General features: G+C 57.9%; 13 protein-coding genes, 1 tRNA gene and 2 pseudogenes. 6 read left to right on the forward strand and 10 right to left on the reverse strand.

Annotation, left to right across the window (positions count from 1 at the left end; all coding sequences use genetic code 11):
- Nucleotides 1-57: 57 nt before the first annotated feature.
- The gene (gene purB, locus ACV4UY_RS00755) at nucleotides 58-1,431 is read right to left on the reverse strand and encodes an adenylosuccinate lyase (protein ID WP_491605761.1); all 1,374 of its coding nucleotides are present in this window, start codon (nucleotides 1,429-1,431) and stop codon (nucleotides 58-60) included.
- A 266-nt stretch (nucleotides 1,432-1,697) separates the two neighbouring features.
- On the opposite strand from purB, the gene ACV4UY_RS00760 reads away from it, so the two are divergent.
- The 5 genes from ACV4UY_RS00760 (at nucleotide 1,698) to wecB (ending at nucleotide 11,674) form a co-directional block, all read left to right on the forward strand.
- Complete coding sequence (locus ACV4UY_RS00760) at nucleotides 1,698-5,150, forward strand: pyruvate carboxylase (protein WP_491605762.1); 3,453 nt, start codon at nucleotides 1,698-1,700, stop codon at nucleotides 5,148-5,150.
- 615 nt (nucleotides 5,151-5,765) lie between these two features.
- A complete protein-coding gene (gene gyrA / locus ACV4UY_RS00765; RefSeq protein WP_491605763.1) occupies nucleotides 5,766-8,507 on the forward strand; it encodes a DNA gyrase subunit A in 2,742 nt (913 codons plus the stop codon).
- Between the two features lie 3 nt (nucleotides 8,508-8,510).
- Nucleotides 8,511-9,791 carry a serine--tRNA ligase gene (gene serS, locus ACV4UY_RS00770; RefSeq protein WP_491605764.1) on the forward strand — a complete coding sequence of 427 codons (1,281 nt, stop codon included), beginning with the start codon at nucleotides 8,511-8,513 and terminating at the stop codon, nucleotides 9,789-9,791.
- Nucleotides 9,792-9,918: 127 nt separating this feature from the next.
- Nucleotides 9,919-10,006, forward strand: a tRNA-Ser gene (locus ACV4UY_RS00775).
- Nucleotides 10,007-10,474: 468 nt separating this feature from the next.
- Nucleotides 10,475-11,674, forward strand: coding sequence for a non-hydrolyzing UDP-N-acetylglucosamine 2-epimerase (gene wecB, locus ACV4UY_RS00780; protein ID WP_491605765.1), 1,200 nt, complete (start codon nucleotides 10,475-10,477; stop codon nucleotides 11,672-11,674).
- A gap of 145 nt (nucleotides 11,675-11,819) precedes the next feature.
- On the opposite strand, the pseudogene ACV4UY_RS00785 reads toward wecB, so the two are convergent.
- Nucleotides 11,820-12,125 (reverse strand): annotated as a pseudogene (locus tag ACV4UY_RS00785) (transposase); the annotation flags it as partial.
- 186 nt (nucleotides 12,126-12,311) lie between these two features.
- Between ACV4UY_RS00785 and ACV4UY_RS00790 the strand changes: the two are divergent.
- On the forward strand, nucleotides 12,312-13,583 hold the full coding sequence (locus ACV4UY_RS00790) for a glycosyltransferase (protein WP_491605766.1): 1,272 nt from the start codon (nucleotides 12,312-12,314) through the stop codon (nucleotides 13,581-13,583).
- Nucleotides 13,584-13,932: 349 nt separating this feature from the next.
- On the opposite strand, the gene ACV4UY_RS00795 is transcribed toward ACV4UY_RS00790, so the two are convergent.
- The 8 genes and pseudogenes from ACV4UY_RS00795 to ACV4UY_RS00830 form a co-directional block, all read right to left on the reverse strand.
- A complete protein-coding gene (locus ACV4UY_RS00795; protein WP_491605767.1) occupies nucleotides 13,933-14,274 on the reverse strand; it encodes a VanZ family protein in 342 nt (113 codons plus the stop codon).
- A 10-nt stretch (nucleotides 14,275-14,284) separates the two neighbouring features.
- On the reverse strand, nucleotides 14,285-15,007 hold the full coding sequence (locus ACV4UY_RS00800; RefSeq protein ID WP_491605768.1) for a sugar transferase: 723 nt from the start codon (nucleotides 15,005-15,007) through the stop codon (nucleotides 14,285-14,287).
- Between the two features lie 47 nt (nucleotides 15,008-15,054).
- Nucleotides 15,055-15,188 (reverse strand): annotated as a pseudogene (locus tag ACV4UY_RS00805) (transposase); the annotation flags it as partial.
- A gap of 138 nt (nucleotides 15,189-15,326) precedes the next feature.
- Nucleotides 15,327-15,524 carry a transposase gene (locus ACV4UY_RS00810; protein WP_491605776.1) on the reverse strand — a complete coding sequence of 66 codons (198 nt, stop codon included), beginning with the start codon at nucleotides 15,522-15,524 and terminating at the stop codon, nucleotides 15,327-15,329.
- A gap of 38 nt (nucleotides 15,525-15,562) precedes the next feature.
- Nucleotides 15,563-16,627 carry an IS481 family transposase gene (locus ACV4UY_RS00815; protein ID WP_491605769.1) on the reverse strand — a complete coding sequence of 355 codons (1,065 nt, stop codon included), beginning with the start codon at nucleotides 16,625-16,627 and terminating at the stop codon, nucleotides 15,563-15,565.
- Nucleotides 16,628-16,759: 132 nt separating this feature from the next.
- Nucleotides 16,760-17,719 carry a GDP-mannose 4,6-dehydratase gene (locus ACV4UY_RS00820; protein ID WP_491605770.1) on the reverse strand — a complete coding sequence of 320 codons (960 nt, stop codon included), beginning with the start codon at nucleotides 17,717-17,719 and terminating at the stop codon, nucleotides 16,760-16,762.
- Nucleotides 17,709-18,620 carry a GDP-mannose 4,6-dehydratase gene (locus ACV4UY_RS00825; RefSeq protein ID WP_491605771.1) on the reverse strand — a complete coding sequence of 304 codons (912 nt, stop codon included), beginning with the start codon at nucleotides 18,618-18,620 and terminating at the stop codon, nucleotides 17,709-17,711. The genes ACV4UY_RS00820 and ACV4UY_RS00825 overlap by 11 nt, the downstream gene beginning before the upstream one ends.
- On the reverse strand, nucleotides 18,617-19,885 hold a 1,269-nt coding region (locus ACV4UY_RS00830), incomplete at its 5' end, for a glycosyltransferase (RefSeq protein WP_491605772.1). The genes ACV4UY_RS00830 and ACV4UY_RS00825, both read right to left, overlap by 4 nt.

Here is a 19,885-nt window from a genome sequence, read left to right on the forward strand (position 1 = left end):
ATACACCCTTCTCCGGCGGCCCCCCGTGGGGATGTCCGATCAGGGGGGGCGCGAGGATCACGTCCCCTCCCCGATCCGGCTCAACCGCGTCGCCAGGCCGATGTAACCCGCCGGGGTCAGTTCCAGAAGCCGCGCCTTGGCCTCGGTCGGAATCTCCAACCCCTCGATGAAGTCGCGGATTCCCTCGCGGGTGATGCCTCGACCGCGGGTCAGCTCCTTCAACCGTTCGTAGGGTTTCTCCAGGCCATGCCGGCGCATGACGGTCTGGATCGGCTCGGCCAGCACCTCCCAGGCGTTTTCCAGGTCGGCGGCCAGACGGACCGGATCGGCCTCGAGCTTGCCGATCCCCTTCAAGGCCGAATCATACCCCAACACCGCATACCCCAACCCCACGCCGACGTTGCGCAGCACCGTGGAGTCGGTGAGATCCCGTTGCAGGCGCGACACCGGGAGTTTCACCGCCAGATGGTCGAGCACGGCGTTGGCCAGGCCGAGATTGCCCTCGGAGTTCTCGAAATCGATGGGATTGACCTTGTGGGGCATGGTCGAGGAGCCCACCTCGCCGGCGCGGGTCTTCTGACGGAAATAACCGAGCGAAATATAGCTCCACAGATCCCGGTCGAAGTCGAGCAGCACGGTGTTGAAGCGCATGACCGCGTGGAAGAACTCCGCCATACCGTCGTGGGGTTCGATCTGGGTGGTGAGGGGTTGGTAGGTCAGGCCGAGGGAGGTGACGAACCGTTCGGCCAGCGCCGGCCAATCCACCTCGGGATAGGCGACCACATGGGCGTTGAAGTTGCCCACCGCGCCATTGATCTTGCCGGGAATCCCGACCCGTTGCAGACCGTCGCGTTGAATCCGCAGACGATGGGCGACGTTGGCCATCTCCTTGCCAAGCGTGGTCGGCGAGGCGGGTTGGCCGTGGGTACGGGCGAGCATGGGCTGTTCGCGATGGCGCGCGGCCAGATCGGCGATCTGGGCCACCACCCGCTCCATGGCGGGCAGGAGAACCTGTTCCCTGGCCTCCCTCATCGCCAGGCCGTGGGAGAGGTTGTTGATATCCTCGGAGGTGCAGGCGAAATGGATGAACTCCAGCACCGACTCCGGCAGGAGATCGCCGAGCCGTTCCTTGAGAAAATATTCGACGGCCTTGACATCGTGGTTGGTGGTGCGCTCGATCTCCTTGACGCGATGGCCATCCACCTCGGAAAAATCCTGAGCGAGGGCATGCAGCCGCGCCTCGACCTCGGCTGTGAACGGGGGCACCTCGGGGATGGCCGGCTCGCGGGAGAGGGCCAGAAGCCAGCCCAGCTCCACCCGCACGCGACGGTGGATGAGGCCGAATTCGGAAAAGATCGGACGCAACGGGGCCACCTGACGGGCGTAGCGTCCATCCAGCGGCGAAAGAGCGGTCAAAAGGGTCGGATCCATGTTCGAGTCAACTTCCATGCTGGCCAATAAACGGGAAAGAAGAACCAATCCTTGCATGGTAACCAAGATCGACGAAAAACAAAACCCGCGCAGGTGAAAAAATCATCTTATGGCCGGTTGGCACCACTTGGCGTGGCCCGCATTTGCGTTTACCCTCATAAATGGCAAAAATTTGACCATTACCGTGGATCCTCCACCCAGTGAAGCTCCAACGGATGGGGGCTAGGGGTTCCGCCCTACATGACAAGTCAGCAAGGAACGATGCCATGACCGAAGCCAGACCCTTCAAACGCCTGTTGGTGGCCAATCGCGGCGAAATCGCCATCCGCATCATCCGGGCCGCCTCCGAGATGGGCATCGCCACCGTGGCCATCCACGCCCTGGAGGACAGCTACTCCCTGCACCGCTACAAGGCCGACGAGAGCTATCTGGTCGGCGCGGGCAAGCGCCCCATCGCCGCCTATCTCGATATTCAGGATATCCTGCGCATTGCCCGCGAGGTGCATGTCGATGCCATCCATCCGGGATACGGGTTCCTCTCCGAGAATCCCGATTTCGCCGCCGCCTGTCGCGACTCCGGCATCGCCTTCGTCGGCCCGACCCCGGAAGCCATGCGTCTGCTCGGCGACAAGGTGCAGGCGCGCCGCATCGCGGTGGAGGCCGGCGTGCCGGTCATGCCCGCCACCACCACCCTGCCCGAGGATCCGGACCAGATCCACGCCATGGCCAATCAAATCGGCTATCCGGTGATGCTCAAGGCGATCTGGGGCGGCGGCGGACGCGGCATGCGGGTGATCGAAGGGCCGGAGCAGCTCCTCGAACAGGTGCGCACCGCCTCCCGCGAGGCGGCCACCGCTTTCGGCAACGGCTCGGTCTACCTGGAAAAACTGGTCCGACGCGCCCGGCACGTCGAGGTGCAGATCCTCGGCGACCAACACGGCAATCTCGTGCATCTTTATGAGCGCGACTGCACCGTGCAGCGTCGCAACCAGAAGGTGGTCGAACGGGCTCCGGCGCTCTACCTCTCCGACGCCCAGCGCGCCGAGTTGTGCGACAACGCCCTGCGCCTGGCCAAGGCGGTGGGCTATCGCAATGCCGGCACCGTGGAGTTCTTGCAGGATGTGGATTCCGGCGCCTTCTACTTCATCGAGGTCAACCCGCGCATCCAGGTGGAACACACCGTCACCGAGGAGGTGACCGGCATCGATCTGGTGCAGGCGCAGATCCTGGTGGCCCAAGGCCATCCCCTCGGCTCCCGCTGCCTGCCGCTCCAGGAGAACATCGCCCTGCACGGCCACGCCATGCAATGCCGGGTCACCACCGAGGATCCGGAAAACAACTTCACCCCGGACTACGGACGCATCTCCGACTATCGCAGCGCCGCCGGCTTCGGCGTGCGTCTCGACGCGGGCACCGCCTACAGCGGCGCGCGCATCACGCCGTTCTATGATTCGCTGCTGGTCAAGATCACCGCCTGGGCGGCCACCTCGGACGCGGCCATCCATCGCATGGACCGTGCCTTGCAGGAGTTCCGCATCGTCGGCGTGAAGACCAATCTCGGCTTTTTAAGCCGCGTGGTGCGTCACGACAAGTTCCGTTTCGGCGACTACACCACCACCTTCATCGATCAGAACCCCTCCCTGTTCAAGACCCCGGAGCGGCACGACTCCCACGCCCATCTGCTGCAATACATCGCCGACGTGGTGGTCAACGGCAATCGCGAAACCAAGGGGTTGCCGAAACCGGAGAGCTATGCCAAACCGAACGTGCCGAAGTTCAACGAAAAAGAGGAGCTCCCGCTCGGCACCCGCGATCTGTTGGATGACCTCGGACCCAAAAAATTCGCCGAGTGGATGTTGGCTCAGAAACGCACCCTGATCACCGACACCACGATGCGCGATGCCCATCAGTCGCTGCTGGCCACGCGGCTGCGCACCTTCGACCTCAAGGTGATCGCACCGGCCTATCAGCGACTCCTGCCCAACCTGTTCTCCATGGAGTGCTGGGGCGGCGCCACCTTCGACGTGACCATGCGCTTCCTGAAGGAGTGTCCCTGGGAACGGCTGATGCATCTGCGCGAGTTGATGCCCAATCTGCTCTTGCAGATGCTGCTGCGCTCGGCCAACGGCGTCGGCTACACCAACTATCCGGACAACGTGGTCAAGTTTTTCATCAAGCAGGCCGCCGGACGCGGGGTGGACGTATTCCGGGTGTTCGACTCCCTCAACTGGGTGGAGAACATGCGCGTGGCCATGGACGCGGTGTGCGCCGAGGAGAAGCTCTGCGAGGCGGCCATCTGCTACACCGGCGACATCAACGATCCCAAACGGGCCAAGTACTCCCTGAAATACTACGTGGAGATGGCCAAGGAGCTGGAAGCCGCCGGCGCGCACATCCTGGGCATCAAGGACATGGCCGGACTGCTCAAGCCCAACGCGGCGCGGGTGCTGGTCAAGGCTCTGAAACAGGAGATCGGCCTGCCGATCCACTTCCACACCCACGACACCAGCGGCATCTCCGCGGCCAGCGTCCTGGCGGCCATCGAGGCCGGCGTGGATGCGGTGGACGCGGCCATGGACGCCATGAGCGGGGCCACCTCTCAGCCCAGTCTCGGCTCGATCGTCGAGGCGTTGCGCAACACCCCCCACGACACCGAACTCGACATCGACGCCATCCGCGCGATCTCGACCTATTGGGAGCAGGTGCGGCGTCACTACGCGGCCTTCGAAACCCGTCAATATGTCGGGGCCTCGGAGGTCTATCTGCACGAGATGCCGGGCGGTCAGTTCACCAATCTGCGTCAGCAGGCCCGTTCCCTGGGCATCGACTCCCACTGGGATCAGGTGGCGCGCGCCTATTCCCAGGTCAACGAGATGTTCGGCGACATCCCCAAGGTGACTCCCAGCTCCAAGGTGGTGGGCGACATGGCCTTGATGATGGTGACCAGTCAGCTCAGCCGCCAGGATGTGCTCGATCCGCACAAGGAGATCTCCTTTCCGGAGTCGGTGGTGCAGTATTTCCGGGGCGATCTCGGCCAGCCGCCGGGGGGCTTTCCCCAGGCGCTGCAACGCAAGGTACTGAAAAACCAGACCCCCTTGACCGAACGACCCGGCGCCGTGCTCCCGGATACCAACCTCGACGAGCAGCGCACCGTGGTGTCGCACCTGACCGGCGGCATGGTGAGCGATGCCCAGTTGGCCTCGTATCTGATGTATCCCCAGGTTTACAGCGAGTTCATGCGTCACTGTCAGACCTATGGCGATGTGAGTCGCCTGCCTTCGACGGTCTTTTTCTACGGCATGGAGCCGGGCCAGGAGATCACCGTGGAGCCCGAGCCGGGCAAGGCATTGATCGTCCACTTCGTCACCGCCTCGGAGCCGGACCGGGATGGGATGGTGAAGGTGTTCTTCGAGGTAAACGGTCAACCCCGTTCGATCCTGATCCACAATCGAGCCCAGGGTAGCGGCAAGCGTGCCGCGCCCAAGGCGCGGGATGGCGATCCGGCCCAGGTAGGCGCGCCGATTCCGGGTGCCGTGGGCGCGATCGCGGTGGCGCGGGGTCAGAAGGTGGCGCGCGGCGATCTGCTGCTCTCCCTGGAGGCGATGAAGATGGAGACTGCGGTATGTGCCACCAAGGATGGGGTGGTGGCCGAGATTCATGTTTCGACCGGGGATCAGGTGGAGACCAAGGATTTGTTGATCACGTTGGGTTCGGCGTAGAGGGGGCGGGAGCGGGAGCGTGAAAGCTCCCACCGTTGCGGGGGACGGTGGGCCGAAGGTCCCCGGCAGAGGTTTGGAGACAGAGTCTCCAAGGTTTTGCCTGTGTCCTGACTCTTTTGGTCTTTTGATCTTTGGCCCTTGTCTTTAGATTTTATGTTTTAGCACGCTCTTCAAAAAAAGCGTTTTTTCGCTCCTTTGCGAAAAAACGCTGCGCGCCGCCTTGGCCGCGGGAACGTTTGGCGCCTTTTGCCAAACGTTCCCGCGAACATGGCCCCAAACCATCCCCCAGAAGCGGCAACCACCCGCCAAAAGTGCCCCCAAACCACCCGCCAAAGGTTCCCCCCCAAAGGTGACCCCAAACCGCCCGCCAACAAACCACCTGCCAAAGGTGCCCCACCCCAGAACCGCCCCCCCCCAAAGATGTCTCGCCTCCCGCAGATCCCTTCGCCCCCTCCTCATACCCCGCCGAGGGGGCACATGAGCCCCACCTCGCCGTGATGCGCACGGACGAAAAGGATTCCCGAACCGCTGGGCCACGGTTGCGATAGCACGGGAAAAGGGGTATTATTGACAGGTTAACCCCTCTTCTTTCTCCACCGATGTCACGCGGGTATCATGGATAGCGAAACAACGACCGTGGATCCCAACCTTTCCAAGCGGGTTCCCGTCAATCTCGAAGACGAAATGCGCCGCTCCTACCTCGATTACGCCATGAGCGTGATCGTGGGACGCGCCCTGCCCGACGTGCGCGACGGACTCAAACCGGTCCACCGCCGCGTCCTCTACGCCATGAGCGAACTAGGCAACGAGTGGAATCGCGCCTACAAGAAATCGGCCCGCGTGGTCGGTGATGTCATCGGCAAATACCATCCCCACGGCGACGTGGCAGTCTACGACACCATCGTGCGCATGGCCCAGGAGTTCTCGATGCGCCATCCGCTCGTGGATGGCCAGGGGAACTTCGGCTCCGTGGATGGGGACTCCCCGGCGGCCATGCGTTACACCGAAGTGCGCATGACCCGTCTGGCCGGCGAACTGCTTGCCGACATCGACAAGGAGACGGTGGATTTCGGACCCAACTACGACGGATCCCTCACCGAACCGCGCATTCTGCCGTGCAAATTCCCCAACCTTCTGGTCAGCGGCTCCTCGGGGATCGCGGTGGGCATGGCCACCAACATTCCACCCCACAACCTCGGCGAGGTGGTCGATGCCACCTGCGCCCTGATCGACAACCCGGAGCTGACCAATCGCGGCCTGATGACCTTCGTGCCCGGTCCGGACTTTCCCACAGGCGGCTCGATCCACGGTCGGGCCGGAATTTTAAGCGCTTACGAAACCGGACGCGGCTCCATCGTGCTGCGCGCCAAGACCCATGTCGAGACGAAGAAAGACGGACGCGAGGCGATCATCATCGACGAACTGCCGTTCCAGGTGAACAAGGCCAAACTGGTGGAATTCATCGCCGATCTGGTGCGCGAAAAGAAGATCGACGGCATCTCGGATCTGCGCGACGAGTCGGATCGCCAGGGGATGCGGGTGGTGATCGAAACCAAACGCGATGCCAGCACCGAAGTGTTGCTCAACCAGCTTTACAAGCACACCGCCATGCAAACCACCTTCGGCGTGAACGCCGTGGCCCTGGTGCATGGCCAGCCGCAAACCCTGAGTCTGAAAAGCATCCTCGAGGAGTTCATCAACCACCGCCGTCAGGTGGTGACGCGACGTACCCTGTTCGATCTGGCCAAGGCCCAGGCACGCGGCCACATCCTGGAAGGGCTCTCCGTAGCCCTGGCCAACATCGACCGCATCATCGAACTGATCCGCAACGCCCCCAACCCCCAGACCGCCAAGGAGCGGCTGGTGGCCGAGGTGTGGGCGCGCGGCCCGGTGGAGGCGATGCTGGCGCGTGCCCTGGAGGCGGGCATGGTCGCCTCGCCCCAGTTCGTCGAGGGGGGCTATCGACTCTCCCCCGAACAGGCCCAGGCGATCCTCGACATGCGTCTGCACCGTCTGACCGGCCTGGAACAAGACAAAATCCATCAAGAGTTCGAGGAGACCCTGACCGAAATCGCCCGTCTGAACGCGATTCTCGCCTCGGATCAGGCGCTCCTGACGGTGATCAAGGACGAACTCACGCGCATCAAGGAGATGTTCGCCAATGCGCGCCGCACCGAGATCGTGGAGGATCTGGGCGAGTTTTGCGCCGAGGATCTGATCCCGGAAGAGGAAATGGTGGTCACGGTGAGCCATTCGGGCTACGTGAAGCGTCAACCGGCGGTGGATTACCGCAGTCAGCGCCGCGGCGGCAAAGGCAAAAGCGCCACCGGCGTCCGGGATGAGGATTTCATCTCGCAACTCTTCGTGGCCTCGACCCACGATCCGATCCTCTGCTTCACCGACAAGGGCCGGGTGTTCCGCCTGAAGGTCCACGAACTGCCCCTGGCCAGCCGCGCGGCGCGCGGTCGCCCGATCATCAATCTGTTGGCCCTCGAGGGGGGCGAAAAGCTGGCCCAGATCCTGCCGGCGCCGGTGGCACGCGACCAGTGGGACAACTGGCATCTGCTGTTCGCCACGGCCAAGGGGCTGATCAAGAAAACCGCCCTCTCCGCCTATGCCAACATCCGCGCCTCGGGAATCCGGGCGGTGGATCTGCAAGAGGAGGATGATCTGGTCGGGGTGGCGCTGCTGCCGGTGTTGCAAGAGGATATCGATGCCGAGGCAGTCGTCGCGGGCGAAGGCGACGAAGAGGGCACGGCCCCGGTCGAGGTCGAACCGGTGGTCGAGGAGGAGTCGGAAGAGAACGGCGAGGCGAGACCCGGACGAATTCTGCTCTATTCGAGTTCCGGCAAAGCGGCCCGCTTCCGTACCGGACAGGTACGGCTGATGGGACGGGTGGCACGCGGGGTACGCGGCATGCGACTGCGTGGCGAGGATCGGGTGATCGCCTTGAACGTGCTGACCAACGAGCCGGATTGTCAGATTCTGGCAATCACCGAGAACGGGTTCGGCAAGCGGACCGAGGCCGAGAGATTCCCCACCAAGGGCCGGGGATCGCAAGGGGTGATCGGCATGCTGATCGACGAGCGCAACGGCCCGGTGGTGGCCAGTCTGGTGGTGTCGCCGGGGGATCAGATCATGGTGATCACCGATCAAGGCACGGTGTTGCGTACTCCGGTGGAAAGCGTGCGTCAGACGGGCCGCAATGCCCGTGGGGTGAAGGTGTTGGATGTCTCCAGCTCCGGGGAACGGGTGGTATCGGTGGCGCGCATCGCCGAAGCCGAGGAGGATGCCGCCGTGACCGCCTCCGAGGATGGGGAGAGCGATGGGATGCCCATGGATGAGGGAGGTGCGTGAGCCATGTTGGATCTGAAGGCGATCCGGGAGCGTCCGGAGTGGGTGGATGCGCGGTTGAAAACCCGTGGGGGACGGCATGATCTGACCGCCTTTTTCGCCCTCGAGGCCGAACAGCGCGCCCTGCGCGCCACGACCGAGGGGTTGCAGGCGCGCCGCAACGAAATTTCCAAGCTGATCGGTCAGCTCAAGGCCAAAGGTGGAGATGCCTCGTCCCTGCTTGCGGAGATGGGGGAGCTGGGGCCTCGGCTCAAGGAGCACGAAGCCGCATTGCGCGCCAAGGAGGAGGCGGTGCAGGAGGAGCTGGCCCGTCTGCCGAACCTGCCCGCCGAGGATGTTCCGGTGGGACCGGACGAGAGCGGCAACGTGGTGGTGCGGTCCTGGCCGAAAGGCTTTTCCGGAACCGCGACCGAACTCAACCACTGGGACATCGGCGAACGCCTCGGGATTCTCGACTTCCAGGTGGCCGCCGAGACGTTGGGAGCCCGTTTCACCTTCTTCCGGGGCGACGGTGCCCGACTGATCCGTGCCTTGACCTCGTTCATGCTCGATCTGCACACCCTCGAGCACGGCTACGAGGAGATCCTGCCGCCGTTTCTGGCCAACAAGGAGAGCCTGTTCGGTACCGGCCAACTGCCGAAGTTCGAGGAGGATCTTTTCTGCCTGCGGGATGATCCGTTCTATCTGATTCCGACCGCCGAGGTGCCATTGACCAACATGGTACGGGGCCAGATCGTGGATGAGTCGCTCCTGCCGATGAAATTCACGGCCTGGACCGCCTGTTTCCGCCGCGAAGCCGGTGCCGCCGGACGCGACACGCGCGGCTTGATCCGCCAGCACCAGTTCGATAAGGTGGAGCTGGTGTGGATCACCCGTCCGGAAGAGAGCATGGCGGCTCTGGAGTCTTTGACCGGACACGCCGAAGAGGTGTTGAAGCGTCTGGAACTCCCCTATCGCACCGTGGCGTTGTGTACGGGCGACCTTGGCTTCGCCTCGGCCAAGACGTATGATCTGGAGGTGTGGCTGCCCGGTCAGGGTCGTTATCGGGAGATCTCCTCCTGTTCCAATACCCTGGATTTCCAGGCGCGACGCATGAAGGCCCGTCTGCGACGCACGGAGAGCAAGACGGTCGAGCCGGTGCATACCCTGAACGGCTCCGGCATCGCGGTGGGACGGACGCTGGTGGCCTTGTTGGAAAATTTCGTCCAATCCGATGGCAGCGTGACGATTCCGGACGCCCTGCGTCCCTACATGGGTGGTCAGGCCCGGATCGAGATACGCGGTTGATGGCTCCTACGCCAGATTGACCGGGGAATAACCCGAGCGGGCTGACATGAAAACACCGCACATCGGGCTGACCGGGAAATGCGATTGACCCGCACGGCATCACGCAAATGGCGCATGCGGCAGGTACGGAAGGGTGGCAGAGCGGTTGAATGCAACGGTCTTGAAAATCGTCGATGGGTAACCATCCGTGGGTTCAAATCCCACCCCTTCCGCCAATGTCTCGTTCGGCCTCACACAATGCCATTCAAAAGCCCCCTGTAACGTGCATGATGGGGGGAGAATCCCCTCACCCCCGTACCATGGACCTCCCTTCGGGAGTTCCATGGTAACTTAGCCTGCTGGGAATCGACAACAGGCCTATCGATGGGGCGATCAAAAACTTGCAAGAACCGCCAGAATCAGGCAAAATCGAGGATGAATCCCCAGCCAAAGAAAATCCCTTTACCCAGCATTCATGGTGGACATGATTCAGCAAAATCAACAGGTTGCGAAGACCGTTTTTTTGCCAAAAACGGCTTTCTGCGGGGGACTCAAGGATAGATACCACTTCAGGATCGGCTGGCCAGGATGAGCCTGCCATGATTATCCTCCGTGCGTGCGCTCATCACGCCTGAGAAAAGAGTCTCGGATCCATACGTCCAAGGAGCATCCCTTTTGCCTACCACGTATCGTCATACAGGATCATGAACAAACATCGATGGCTTGTGCTCTTCGGAACCCGTCCGGAGGCCATCAAGCTGGCCCCCCTGATTCTTGCCGCACAACAATTGCCCACAGTAGATATCCGGATTTGCCATACCGGACAACATCGGGACATGACGAATCATGTCCTGAAATTGTTCAATATCCGACCAGATACCGATCTGAAGGTGATGCAGCCAGACCAATCACTCTCGGACTTGACAACCCTGCTGCTTTCCAGGCTCCATTCCTATCTACAGCAAGACAAACCAGACTGGGTCATCGTTCAGGGAGATACGACCACCACGTTTATCGGCGCTCTGGCAGCCTTCTATCAGCAAATTCCCGTCGCCCATGTGGAAGCCGGATTGCGCACCGGACATATCTATGCGCCTTGGCCGGAAGAGATGAACCGGCGTCTCATCAGCAGACTGGCGACCCTGCATTTTCCACCTACGGACGGGGCGCAAGACAATCTTCTGAAAGAGGGCGTTCCCGAAGAACAAATCCTGGTCACCGGCAATACCGGTATTGATGCGCTTCATCTGTTGATTGCCAAACTGGCCTCGGATCCGACGGCTCAACGGCAGGCCGAAGAGGTGCTCGCCAGTCTTGGAGTGCCCAATGATCCGCGTCCTTTGGTTCTCATCACCGGACATCGCCGGGAAAATCACGGACAATGCCTGGTAACGATCTGCAAGGCCATTGCCACACTGGCAGAACAGTTTCCGAACCATGTCTTCATTTATCCGGTCCACCCCAATCCAAGAGTCCGTGAAACGGTATTTGCCGAACTTGGCCAGAATCGACAGAATGTTTTTCTGATTCCTCCCTTGGACTACCAGTCGTTCGTCGTACTGATGGTACGTTCCGTACTCATCTTGACGGATTCTGGAGGCATTCAGGAAGAAGCCTCCTCTCTCGGCAAAAGAGTCGTGGTGTTGCGCGATATCACCGAACGTCACGAAGGATTGGCAACCGGTCTGCTCCGTTTGGCCGGAACGCATACTGAAAATATCGTGGAAATCGCCACTGAAGCCTTGACAGGCAACTGGTCGGTTTCCGGCCAGGGACACGACACTTACGGTAACGGGCAAGCCTCGACGAAAATCCTGGAAAAATTGTTGACCTTTTCTGTTGCCAATTCTGTACGCACGCCTTCCCGGCGTGCGGATGCGTGCGCCATGCCACCCCATGACTAAAAGCCTCATTCCAATTCCCAGTCAAGGTTGCATGAATTATTCACGACCAGGCGGTCATTGCCTCCTCAAGAAGCCCCCGCCACTCCTGGACGACTATCCAGCACAACCCTCCCAACCAACTTGCCATGATGGAGGGAGAACCCCCTCACCCCCCGTACCATGGACCTCCCTTCGGGAGTTCCATGGTAAACCGTTTGTCGCGACTAAAAAGAGCCCATGGCCCATTCCGGGCAAAAAAAAACCTGACCGGCAGGGTCAGGTTCTTCACCAGGAAAATGGCCTGGATCAAGGACGCGGAGGTATCCTCCAGCTTGGCTCGAATCTCCGTCAAACCATGCCGGTTCTTGCACTGCCGGAACTGGCCTTCCATGGGACTCCGCTCCAGATAATCCCAGCGGCGTTGTCGTTTGGCTTCGCGCAACGCCTCGCGGTTGGTTTCGGTTTTCTTCCTCGGGCGACCTGAGGATTTTCCCCCATCAACGTGCCGAAATCAACGTTAGTCTGGATGCCATCGTCATGAACGTGCGGGTTGCGGCAGCACGGTCAGAAGAAGTGCGGAAATACCGGTTGGTCCCTCTTCACAGGCCCCGTGATTCCCGACAAGTCCAAACCGAAAGGTACTCAAGGAGAGAATCCGATGCGTTTACTGGCCATATCGTGCATGTTACCTCCCATCCTTTATCCGCAGGCAATCCAAATCGGTCGGCTGCTGCGCAACTGTCAGATGGAATTTGTCACGGTCAGTGCAGAATTTCAGAACGGGAATGAGATGCAGGGACCCGAGAATTCATTGGGAACATCTTGCCTGAAACAGATCAAAATAGCGCATACCCCCATTTTGCACGGTCTGTCTCATCGTCTGGCCTTACGGCTGCTTCCCTGGTATGGACGGAGTCCGGATGAGTTCGTAGCATGGTCTCGCAACGCTGAGGCAAAGGTTGGGCAGTGGTTGGATGATCATCCCGATGCCATACAGGTGATGGCGACGTTCGGGGAACCCATGTCCGACCATCTGCTCGGTTTAACCCTGAAGCGGCGCCATGGCTTGCCCTGGCTTGCCCATTTCAGCGATCCATGGTCGGACAATCCCTTTCGCAGAGGACAACCGCTATCGCAATGGAAGAATCGTTCCCTCGAACAGCAAGTGATCAAGGCGGCGGACTGTCTTGTATTCACCTCGGAAGAGACCAGACAGCTTGTCATGCGCAAGTATGCTCCAGAATTGGCCTTCAAGTCGTTTGTCTTGGCGCACAGTTTCGATGCAACGGCATTCCCCACCAACTGTTCCGCGCCATCGACCGATGATGATACGATCGTGTTGCGTTATCTGGGCAGCTTTTATGGACATCGCACCCCATTTCCATTGATTGCATCATTGGTTCGGCTGCTCGCCAGCCATCCACACGCCTTGGATAAGGTTCGCGTGGAACTGATTGGCAACATGTCGAGTTGGATGCATTGGCACCCTTTGCTGCGACGTTTACCCGATCACTTGCTCACCATTCAACGTACCGTGCCCTATGCGTCATCACTAAAATTAATGCTGGAGACGGATCTCCTGTTGGTCATCGATGCCCCGACTGAACTCAGCGTGTTTCTGCCAAGCAAGTTGGTGGATTATATCGGTTCCCGAAGACCAATTCTTGGCATCGTTCCTCCCGGCGCCTCCCAGAAACTGATTGCACAGCTGGGGGGTATCACGGCGCCTCCGGACAGACCGGAAGAAATTGATGCGGCATTGTTGGCAGGTCTCAAAATGGCGCGGCAGTCACGTCTGGCAAACGAGCCGTGGGGCTCGCCCTCTGTACGCAAACAGTATGAGATAGAACGGATTGCGTCTTTGTTTCGTGAACTTTTGGTTTTTACTGTTAAACAAGGTAATCAAAATAGATTAACAAATAAGTTATAGCTGTTTTAGGCGGCCTGCATCAACACAAGGAACGATGCATTGCTCACCGTATCGTGAGCACGAATTCATAAGATCGGCATGATATGGGTCGCGAATCCTTGCTTGAAACAGGCCATGGATCACTCTTTGTAACTTGCATGATGGGAGGGGAGACCCCCATCATGCAAACCCGCAAAAAATCGTGCAAGCGCGCTGTCTTATGTGCCCCATCCGTTGCCCGCCAGGGCCATGGAGGAAACGAACGACTCGCGGAAGACGCGTGTCTTCGTCGCTCTGATTCCGGACCTTGGTTGCGGCATCGTTTTACCGACAACCTATCAAAGACGATGATTCACGAAATGCGCAAACGTTACGGCGTGGAAATCTGTCCGTGGGACAGAACCGATTTCCACAAAACCCAACCCAGACAGACCGCCCCCACGCCAATGGCATCCGCAAACCAATCCTGCCAATCCCCATACCGCCAGCCGGTGGCGGCTTGCGCGACTTCAATCAGACCGCCATAAACCAGCAAACCAGCCATGACACGCAGCGCGCGCTGCGAAAACGCCAACAGCCCCAAACAACTCAGCAGCACAAACGCCAACGCGTGTTGTGCCTTGTCCCAAACATCGAGTGCCTGGGTTGGCAAATAGGGGACGGGCGTCAGAGAACCGAGACCCACCCCAGCCACTGCAAGCCAGAAAGCCAAACGCCACCCGTTAATGTCCGCCCCCCTTGATGATCACCTGAACCCCCTTCCAGATAATCCTCAAATCGAGCATCAGCAGACCGAATGATGAGCGCTTCAGGTACTGATCGATATACTCGTATTCGTAGACGGGGTTGCCCATCTCGGACGTCCCTTTGTTGATGTGCCCAAGCCCGAGCAGACCACCCCGAAGTAAGGAACGCGTGACATTACCTTGCACCTTATCCCGTTCGTAGTGCAAAACGGAAATGGGGCGAGGACCGACGATACTCATGTCGCCTTTCAGCACGCTCCAGAACTGAGGCAACTCGTCCAGGTAGAACTTTTTGACGAACTCGCCGACATGGGTGCGGCTGTCAGGCGTCCATTCGGCGGAAAAGGCAATCCAGTCGTGCCGTTTGGCACCTTCGGGGTCGATATACTTTTCCTTGATCAGGCGGATCTTGTACTTTGGGATAATCTTCCCCTCACTCACCGCATTGTAATAGAAAAACATCGGGCCGGCGTTTTCCGGTATCAGCAACCCTTCGATCACATAGGCAATCTTAAGCAGCAGCATGATTGGTGCGGCAATTGCCAGCATGATCAGGGCCACGATCTTGTCGAACAACGTTTTAAAAAAACGCGGTGGCAAAGGTTCCTTCAGCTCAAAGATATGTTTGTACTTCTGCTTGATTTCTTCGGTAGGCGGTTTATAGGGAAACGCCTCTTTGGGTTCTATGTTTTGGTTCATTTCAATCGTAAATTCTTGTGAATGGAGTTAATTGGCTCCTCGCTGTTTCACATGGGTTGGTTGAAGTTTAACTTCCCCCCGATGAGGTAGGCCATGGGATGAGATTGTCCGTGGTGCGGTAGCCCCTGGCTCTGGATTTGGCGGCTTGCAGCAGGCTATTGAACCCTTCGAGCAAGCCTGAATCCCCCCGCAAAAAGGCCGTCAACTCCGTGATCACCCAGCCGCTTTGGGCGTTGCCAAGGCAGTTTGAACGATTTTCCGGAGGTTGTTTCGTTTGAGAGCCCTGTTTCTGCCCCCAGACGAGGGTATTTCCCCCCTGTTACACCGCATTCTGAACCATTTCTGGTACTTGTGCCAGCATTCGGGCGCAACTGTGGCGTCGGAATCGTTTCACGTTGCAGGCCAGCATCTTCATTCTGACTGCAAAGCCCACGCGTTGAAGGCCACGAGTCCACACTTTGTCCAAACCGTGCGCCGTCTTGCACTCCGCGTTGGTCGATTCAATTCCGGCGCGGATGGCATGTACTTGTCAAGACTTGATCTGACAAATGCGACCTATGCGACAGCCCGTTTGTCTGTCTGATGAAGTCGCTCTAAAATCTTCCCCTGAGCCAGTTTCCTGGCATCCAGGAAAGTCTGCATTGGGGTCTTGCCGTAGCAGTACCTGCCAGAGTGAACCCGTTCATTGTTGTACAGATCGATCCATGCATCCAGATCCGTTTGCAATTCATCCAGGCTGGTGAAAACCTTCTTGCGAAACTCGACGCTGTAGAACTCATCCAGTAGCGTCTTGTGAAACCGCTCGCAGATGCCGTTGGTCTGCGGTGATCGCGCTTTGGTCCGGGAGTGGTCAATGTCTTCCACGGCCAGATAGCGTTGATATTCATGATGTTCCCGGTTGCCGCAGTACTCGGTCCCTCTGTCGGTCAGAATGCGCAACAAGGGGACATCCTGCTCTTCGTACCACGGGATCACCCGATCATCAAGCATATCCGCTGCCACCAGGGCGTTCTTGCGGTCGTAGAGTTTGGCAAAAGCCACCTTGGCATAGGTATCGATAAAGGTCTGCTGGTAGATGCGTCCCACGCCCTTGATGGTCCCCACATAGTAGGTGTCCTGGGTGCCAAGATAGCCGGGATGCTCGGTTTCGATTTCGCCGTGGGCTTCCTTTTCCTCTTTGGCCTTCTCCAGTGCTTTGAGTTGATCTTCTGTCAGGATGCCGCCCTCTTGCACCACCTTGGCTTCCAAGGCCTTGAGGCGCTTCTTGAAAATTTCCAGATCGTGCCGCAACCAGACTGACCGAACCCCGCCAGGAGAGATAAAAATTCCTTTCTTCTTCAGTTCGCCGGAAACACGGAACTGCCCATAAGCCGGAAAATCAATGGCCATCCCCACCACGGCCTGTTCCACTTCCGGGTCCACACGGTTCTTTAAGATCGGCTTCTTGCGGCTGATCTCCTGGAGTGCCCGTGTGCCGCCCTTGTCGTAAAGCGCTTTGAAACGGTAAAAGCTATCCCTGGAGTAGCCCATCACCTTGCACGCCTGGGACACACTCCCCAGCATCTCTGCCAGGTTCAATAATCCGACTTTGTTCTTGATGATCTTCTCTTCGGCATTCATCGCTGACATCCTCCTTGGTTGGTTTGCGTCCATCCTACCAGAAATGTCAGATTAAATCTTGCCTACCACATCGCAAAAGGGAATTTTTACGGTCAAATACTGCAATAAAAGTCGGCTCTGACGAGACGGTGATCATGAACTCACAGCCTCGCACATCTGATCAACAACTCCATCAATATGAGTTTTAGCGGACCAGCCCAGAACAGCCTTTGCTTTACTTGGATCAGCACTGCCTATCCGGATATCCGAAGGCCGTTGCAGGCCAGGCGTGCTGATCACATGCTCGCTCCAATCCAAATCAAAGTATCGAAATGCTCGGTCCAGAAAATGCCTGAGTGAAACCGTTTCTCCGGTCGCAATGACAAAATCATCCGCCTGATCTTGTTGAAGCATTAACCACATGGCCTCAACATACTCGGGCGCCCACCCCCAATCGCGGTAAATATCCAAATTGCCCAACTGTAATTTCTCGCCGCCACCGCGCGCTATCCGCGCCGCGCCGCGCACGATCTTCTGAGTCACAAAACGTTCAAGTCGCAACGGAGATTCGTGGTTAAACAATATGCCAGTGCATGCATACAAACCATAAGCCTCCCGGTAAGTCCCAATCAACTGATGCGCTGATGCCTTGGCGACTGCATAGGGGCTTCTGGGACGAAAAGGCGTCGTCTCATTCGCTCGTTGGTCACCCGTGTCACCAAAACACTCACTGGTGCCGGCGTTGTAAAACCGGATGGGACAATCTAAGAAGCGAATCGCTTCGAGCAGACGAACCAATACCATGGCGATACTTTCCATGGTTTCGACCGGCTGCTCAAACGACAGCCCAACTGAGCTTTGACCTGCAAGATAATAAATCTCATCGGGGGCAGCGTTGCGAATCGTGGATAGCACGCTCCCCGAGTCAGAAGTAGACATCGAAACCGTTTCGACTGCGTGACGAATACCGAGTTTTTGTAGATTGGCGAAAGAGGACGCCGCAGCATCACGCGACGTACCTATGACTACATACCCCTTCTCAACCAGCAGTTTGGCCAAATACGCGCCATCCTGGCCGCTGACACCACAGATCAAGGCTCTTCTAGCTTGCATGCGTGCCTAGCCGGGTAACCCAGTCATCCAAAATAGCCATCAGCGTTTGATCCATTGAATAAGCCGCTGACCAACCTGTCGCCTTCATGAGTTTTCCGTTATCCCCGCGCACACGGCGCTGCTCACTGAGGCGGAATCGCTCGGAATCGGTTTGAATCTCCACGGACACACCTGCCAATTGACACATGCGCTCGATCAAGGAGCGAATGCTTCGTTCGCTACCTGAGCAAACGTTATAAGTTTCGCCGTTCAGTCCGAGATTCAACAGTTTTTCATAAGACGAAACAATATCACGCACATCTGAGAAATCCCTAGTTGTTTCAATATCCCCAACGCGAATAACAGGCGATACCAAACCCAATTTGATCATTGTAATTTGACGACCGAAATCAGCAATCGCAAATCGTTCGCTTTGACCCGGACCAATGTGATTGAATGGGCGGGCAACGACGATCTTGAACTTTTCACTCTGGCTCCATTGATAGCAGAGCGACTCCGAAGCAATTTTCGAAACGGCATAGGGGCTGAGTGGTCTTGCAAGTCTCGTCTCATTCACGGGCAAATCGCATTCACCCAGACGACCATAAACCTCACTTGAGCTTATAAACAGAAATCGCCCGGCGAACCCTGAGTTCCGTAAAGCCATCAATAAATTCAGCGTGCCGCCAAAATTGATATCATAAGTTGCACGAGGATTCTCGAAGGATTCCTTGAGCGTCGTAACCGCTGCGAGATGCACCACATCATCGGGCCTTGCACGGGCAATCACCGACTGGAGCTGTTCGGCATCACGGACATCCACTTCCCGCCCGGTCGAGACCACATCGAAGCGGCCCGAGCAATATTGTGCCATGTGAGAGCCAACAAACCCCGTTCCCCCTATCAACAAGAGCTTCCTCATGCCGTACCCCCAATGGCCTCCACGGCTTGACGAAGTTGCCGTTTGAATTCTGGGACCCCCCAACGGGATGCATGCCTGACCAGGCGGGCAGGATCGAACGCGGTGCTCTCAAATTGACTGACCGCCGCCATCAAGGACTCAGCGGTCTGCTCATAAAAGAAAACTGCCGTCGCCGAATCGTTCTCGGCGGAATCTGCTGACCACGGAATCATGGTTTCCGTGATTCCCCCTATTCCGTAACAGATCACGGGGGTACCGCTTGCGTTAGCCTCTAATGGAATCAAGCCATATTCAAGAAAAGGTGTGAAAATAACAGCCTTGGCGACGGCATATTCCCTGGCCAGAATCTCATCATCAACACCACCCAGAAAGGTGATGTTCGGCCCAGCCATTGCACGCAGCTTGGCCTCCTCCTTGCCGGTTCCAATAACCTTCAATGGCAATCCAAGCCGATTGAAGGCCTCAATTGCATAATCAATCCGCTTCCACTGTTCCAATCTGGAGACGACCAGATAATTTTCTCCGCGATTCTCTGAAGGTACGAATCGATCCAGATCAATCGGCGAAAAAATGATCTGCGAATCGCGACCATAGGTACTGGCAATGTGATCCTGCGTCGTCTTCGATATCGCGATGAACCGATCGACCCTCTGTGCGGCTTGAAGATCGTGGCGTTTGAGATAAGAGAGAAAGGGCCTGATTAATTTTGACTTCCAGCTCCCGCCAAAATAATCTCCTGTTTGCCACAGCGCTCGCGTAGGAATATAACAATAACAAATATGCTTGCCATTTGGTACACGAATGTATTTGGCCACAGTCGCTGACGATGACAGCACCAGATCATAATCACGTAAATCAATCATTTCCATGAGATGCGTGGCAACCGGGAAGGACCACCGAAAAGCATCCATTGATTGCACGAAAGGGTTCAACCATGTCGTATGAATTGGCCGCCCCTTAAAGTAGGGCAAGGTGCGTGCCGGGTTATAAGCGAGCGTATAGATATCTGCCTCTCTAAATTCCTCGCAGATGTACTGGAATACCCTCTCTGCTCCCCCCATTCCGCACAAATAGTCATGGACAATCGCTAGTTTCATAAACTCCCCATTGGTTTGTTTAAGTAATGATCCCCCGGCAGAACCGGAGGCTTTCGATTGCTGGCCCCTCAAAGGGACCTTTTCGCAATCGTTGAAAAGCAGTCTGAGGAATTTTCTGTGTTGGTTCAGCGGGACATGGAGTTTTAGATTATTTCCGTTAGCTACATT

The sequence above is a fragment of the Candidatus Magnetaquiglobus sp. genome, from assembly GCF_058402785.1.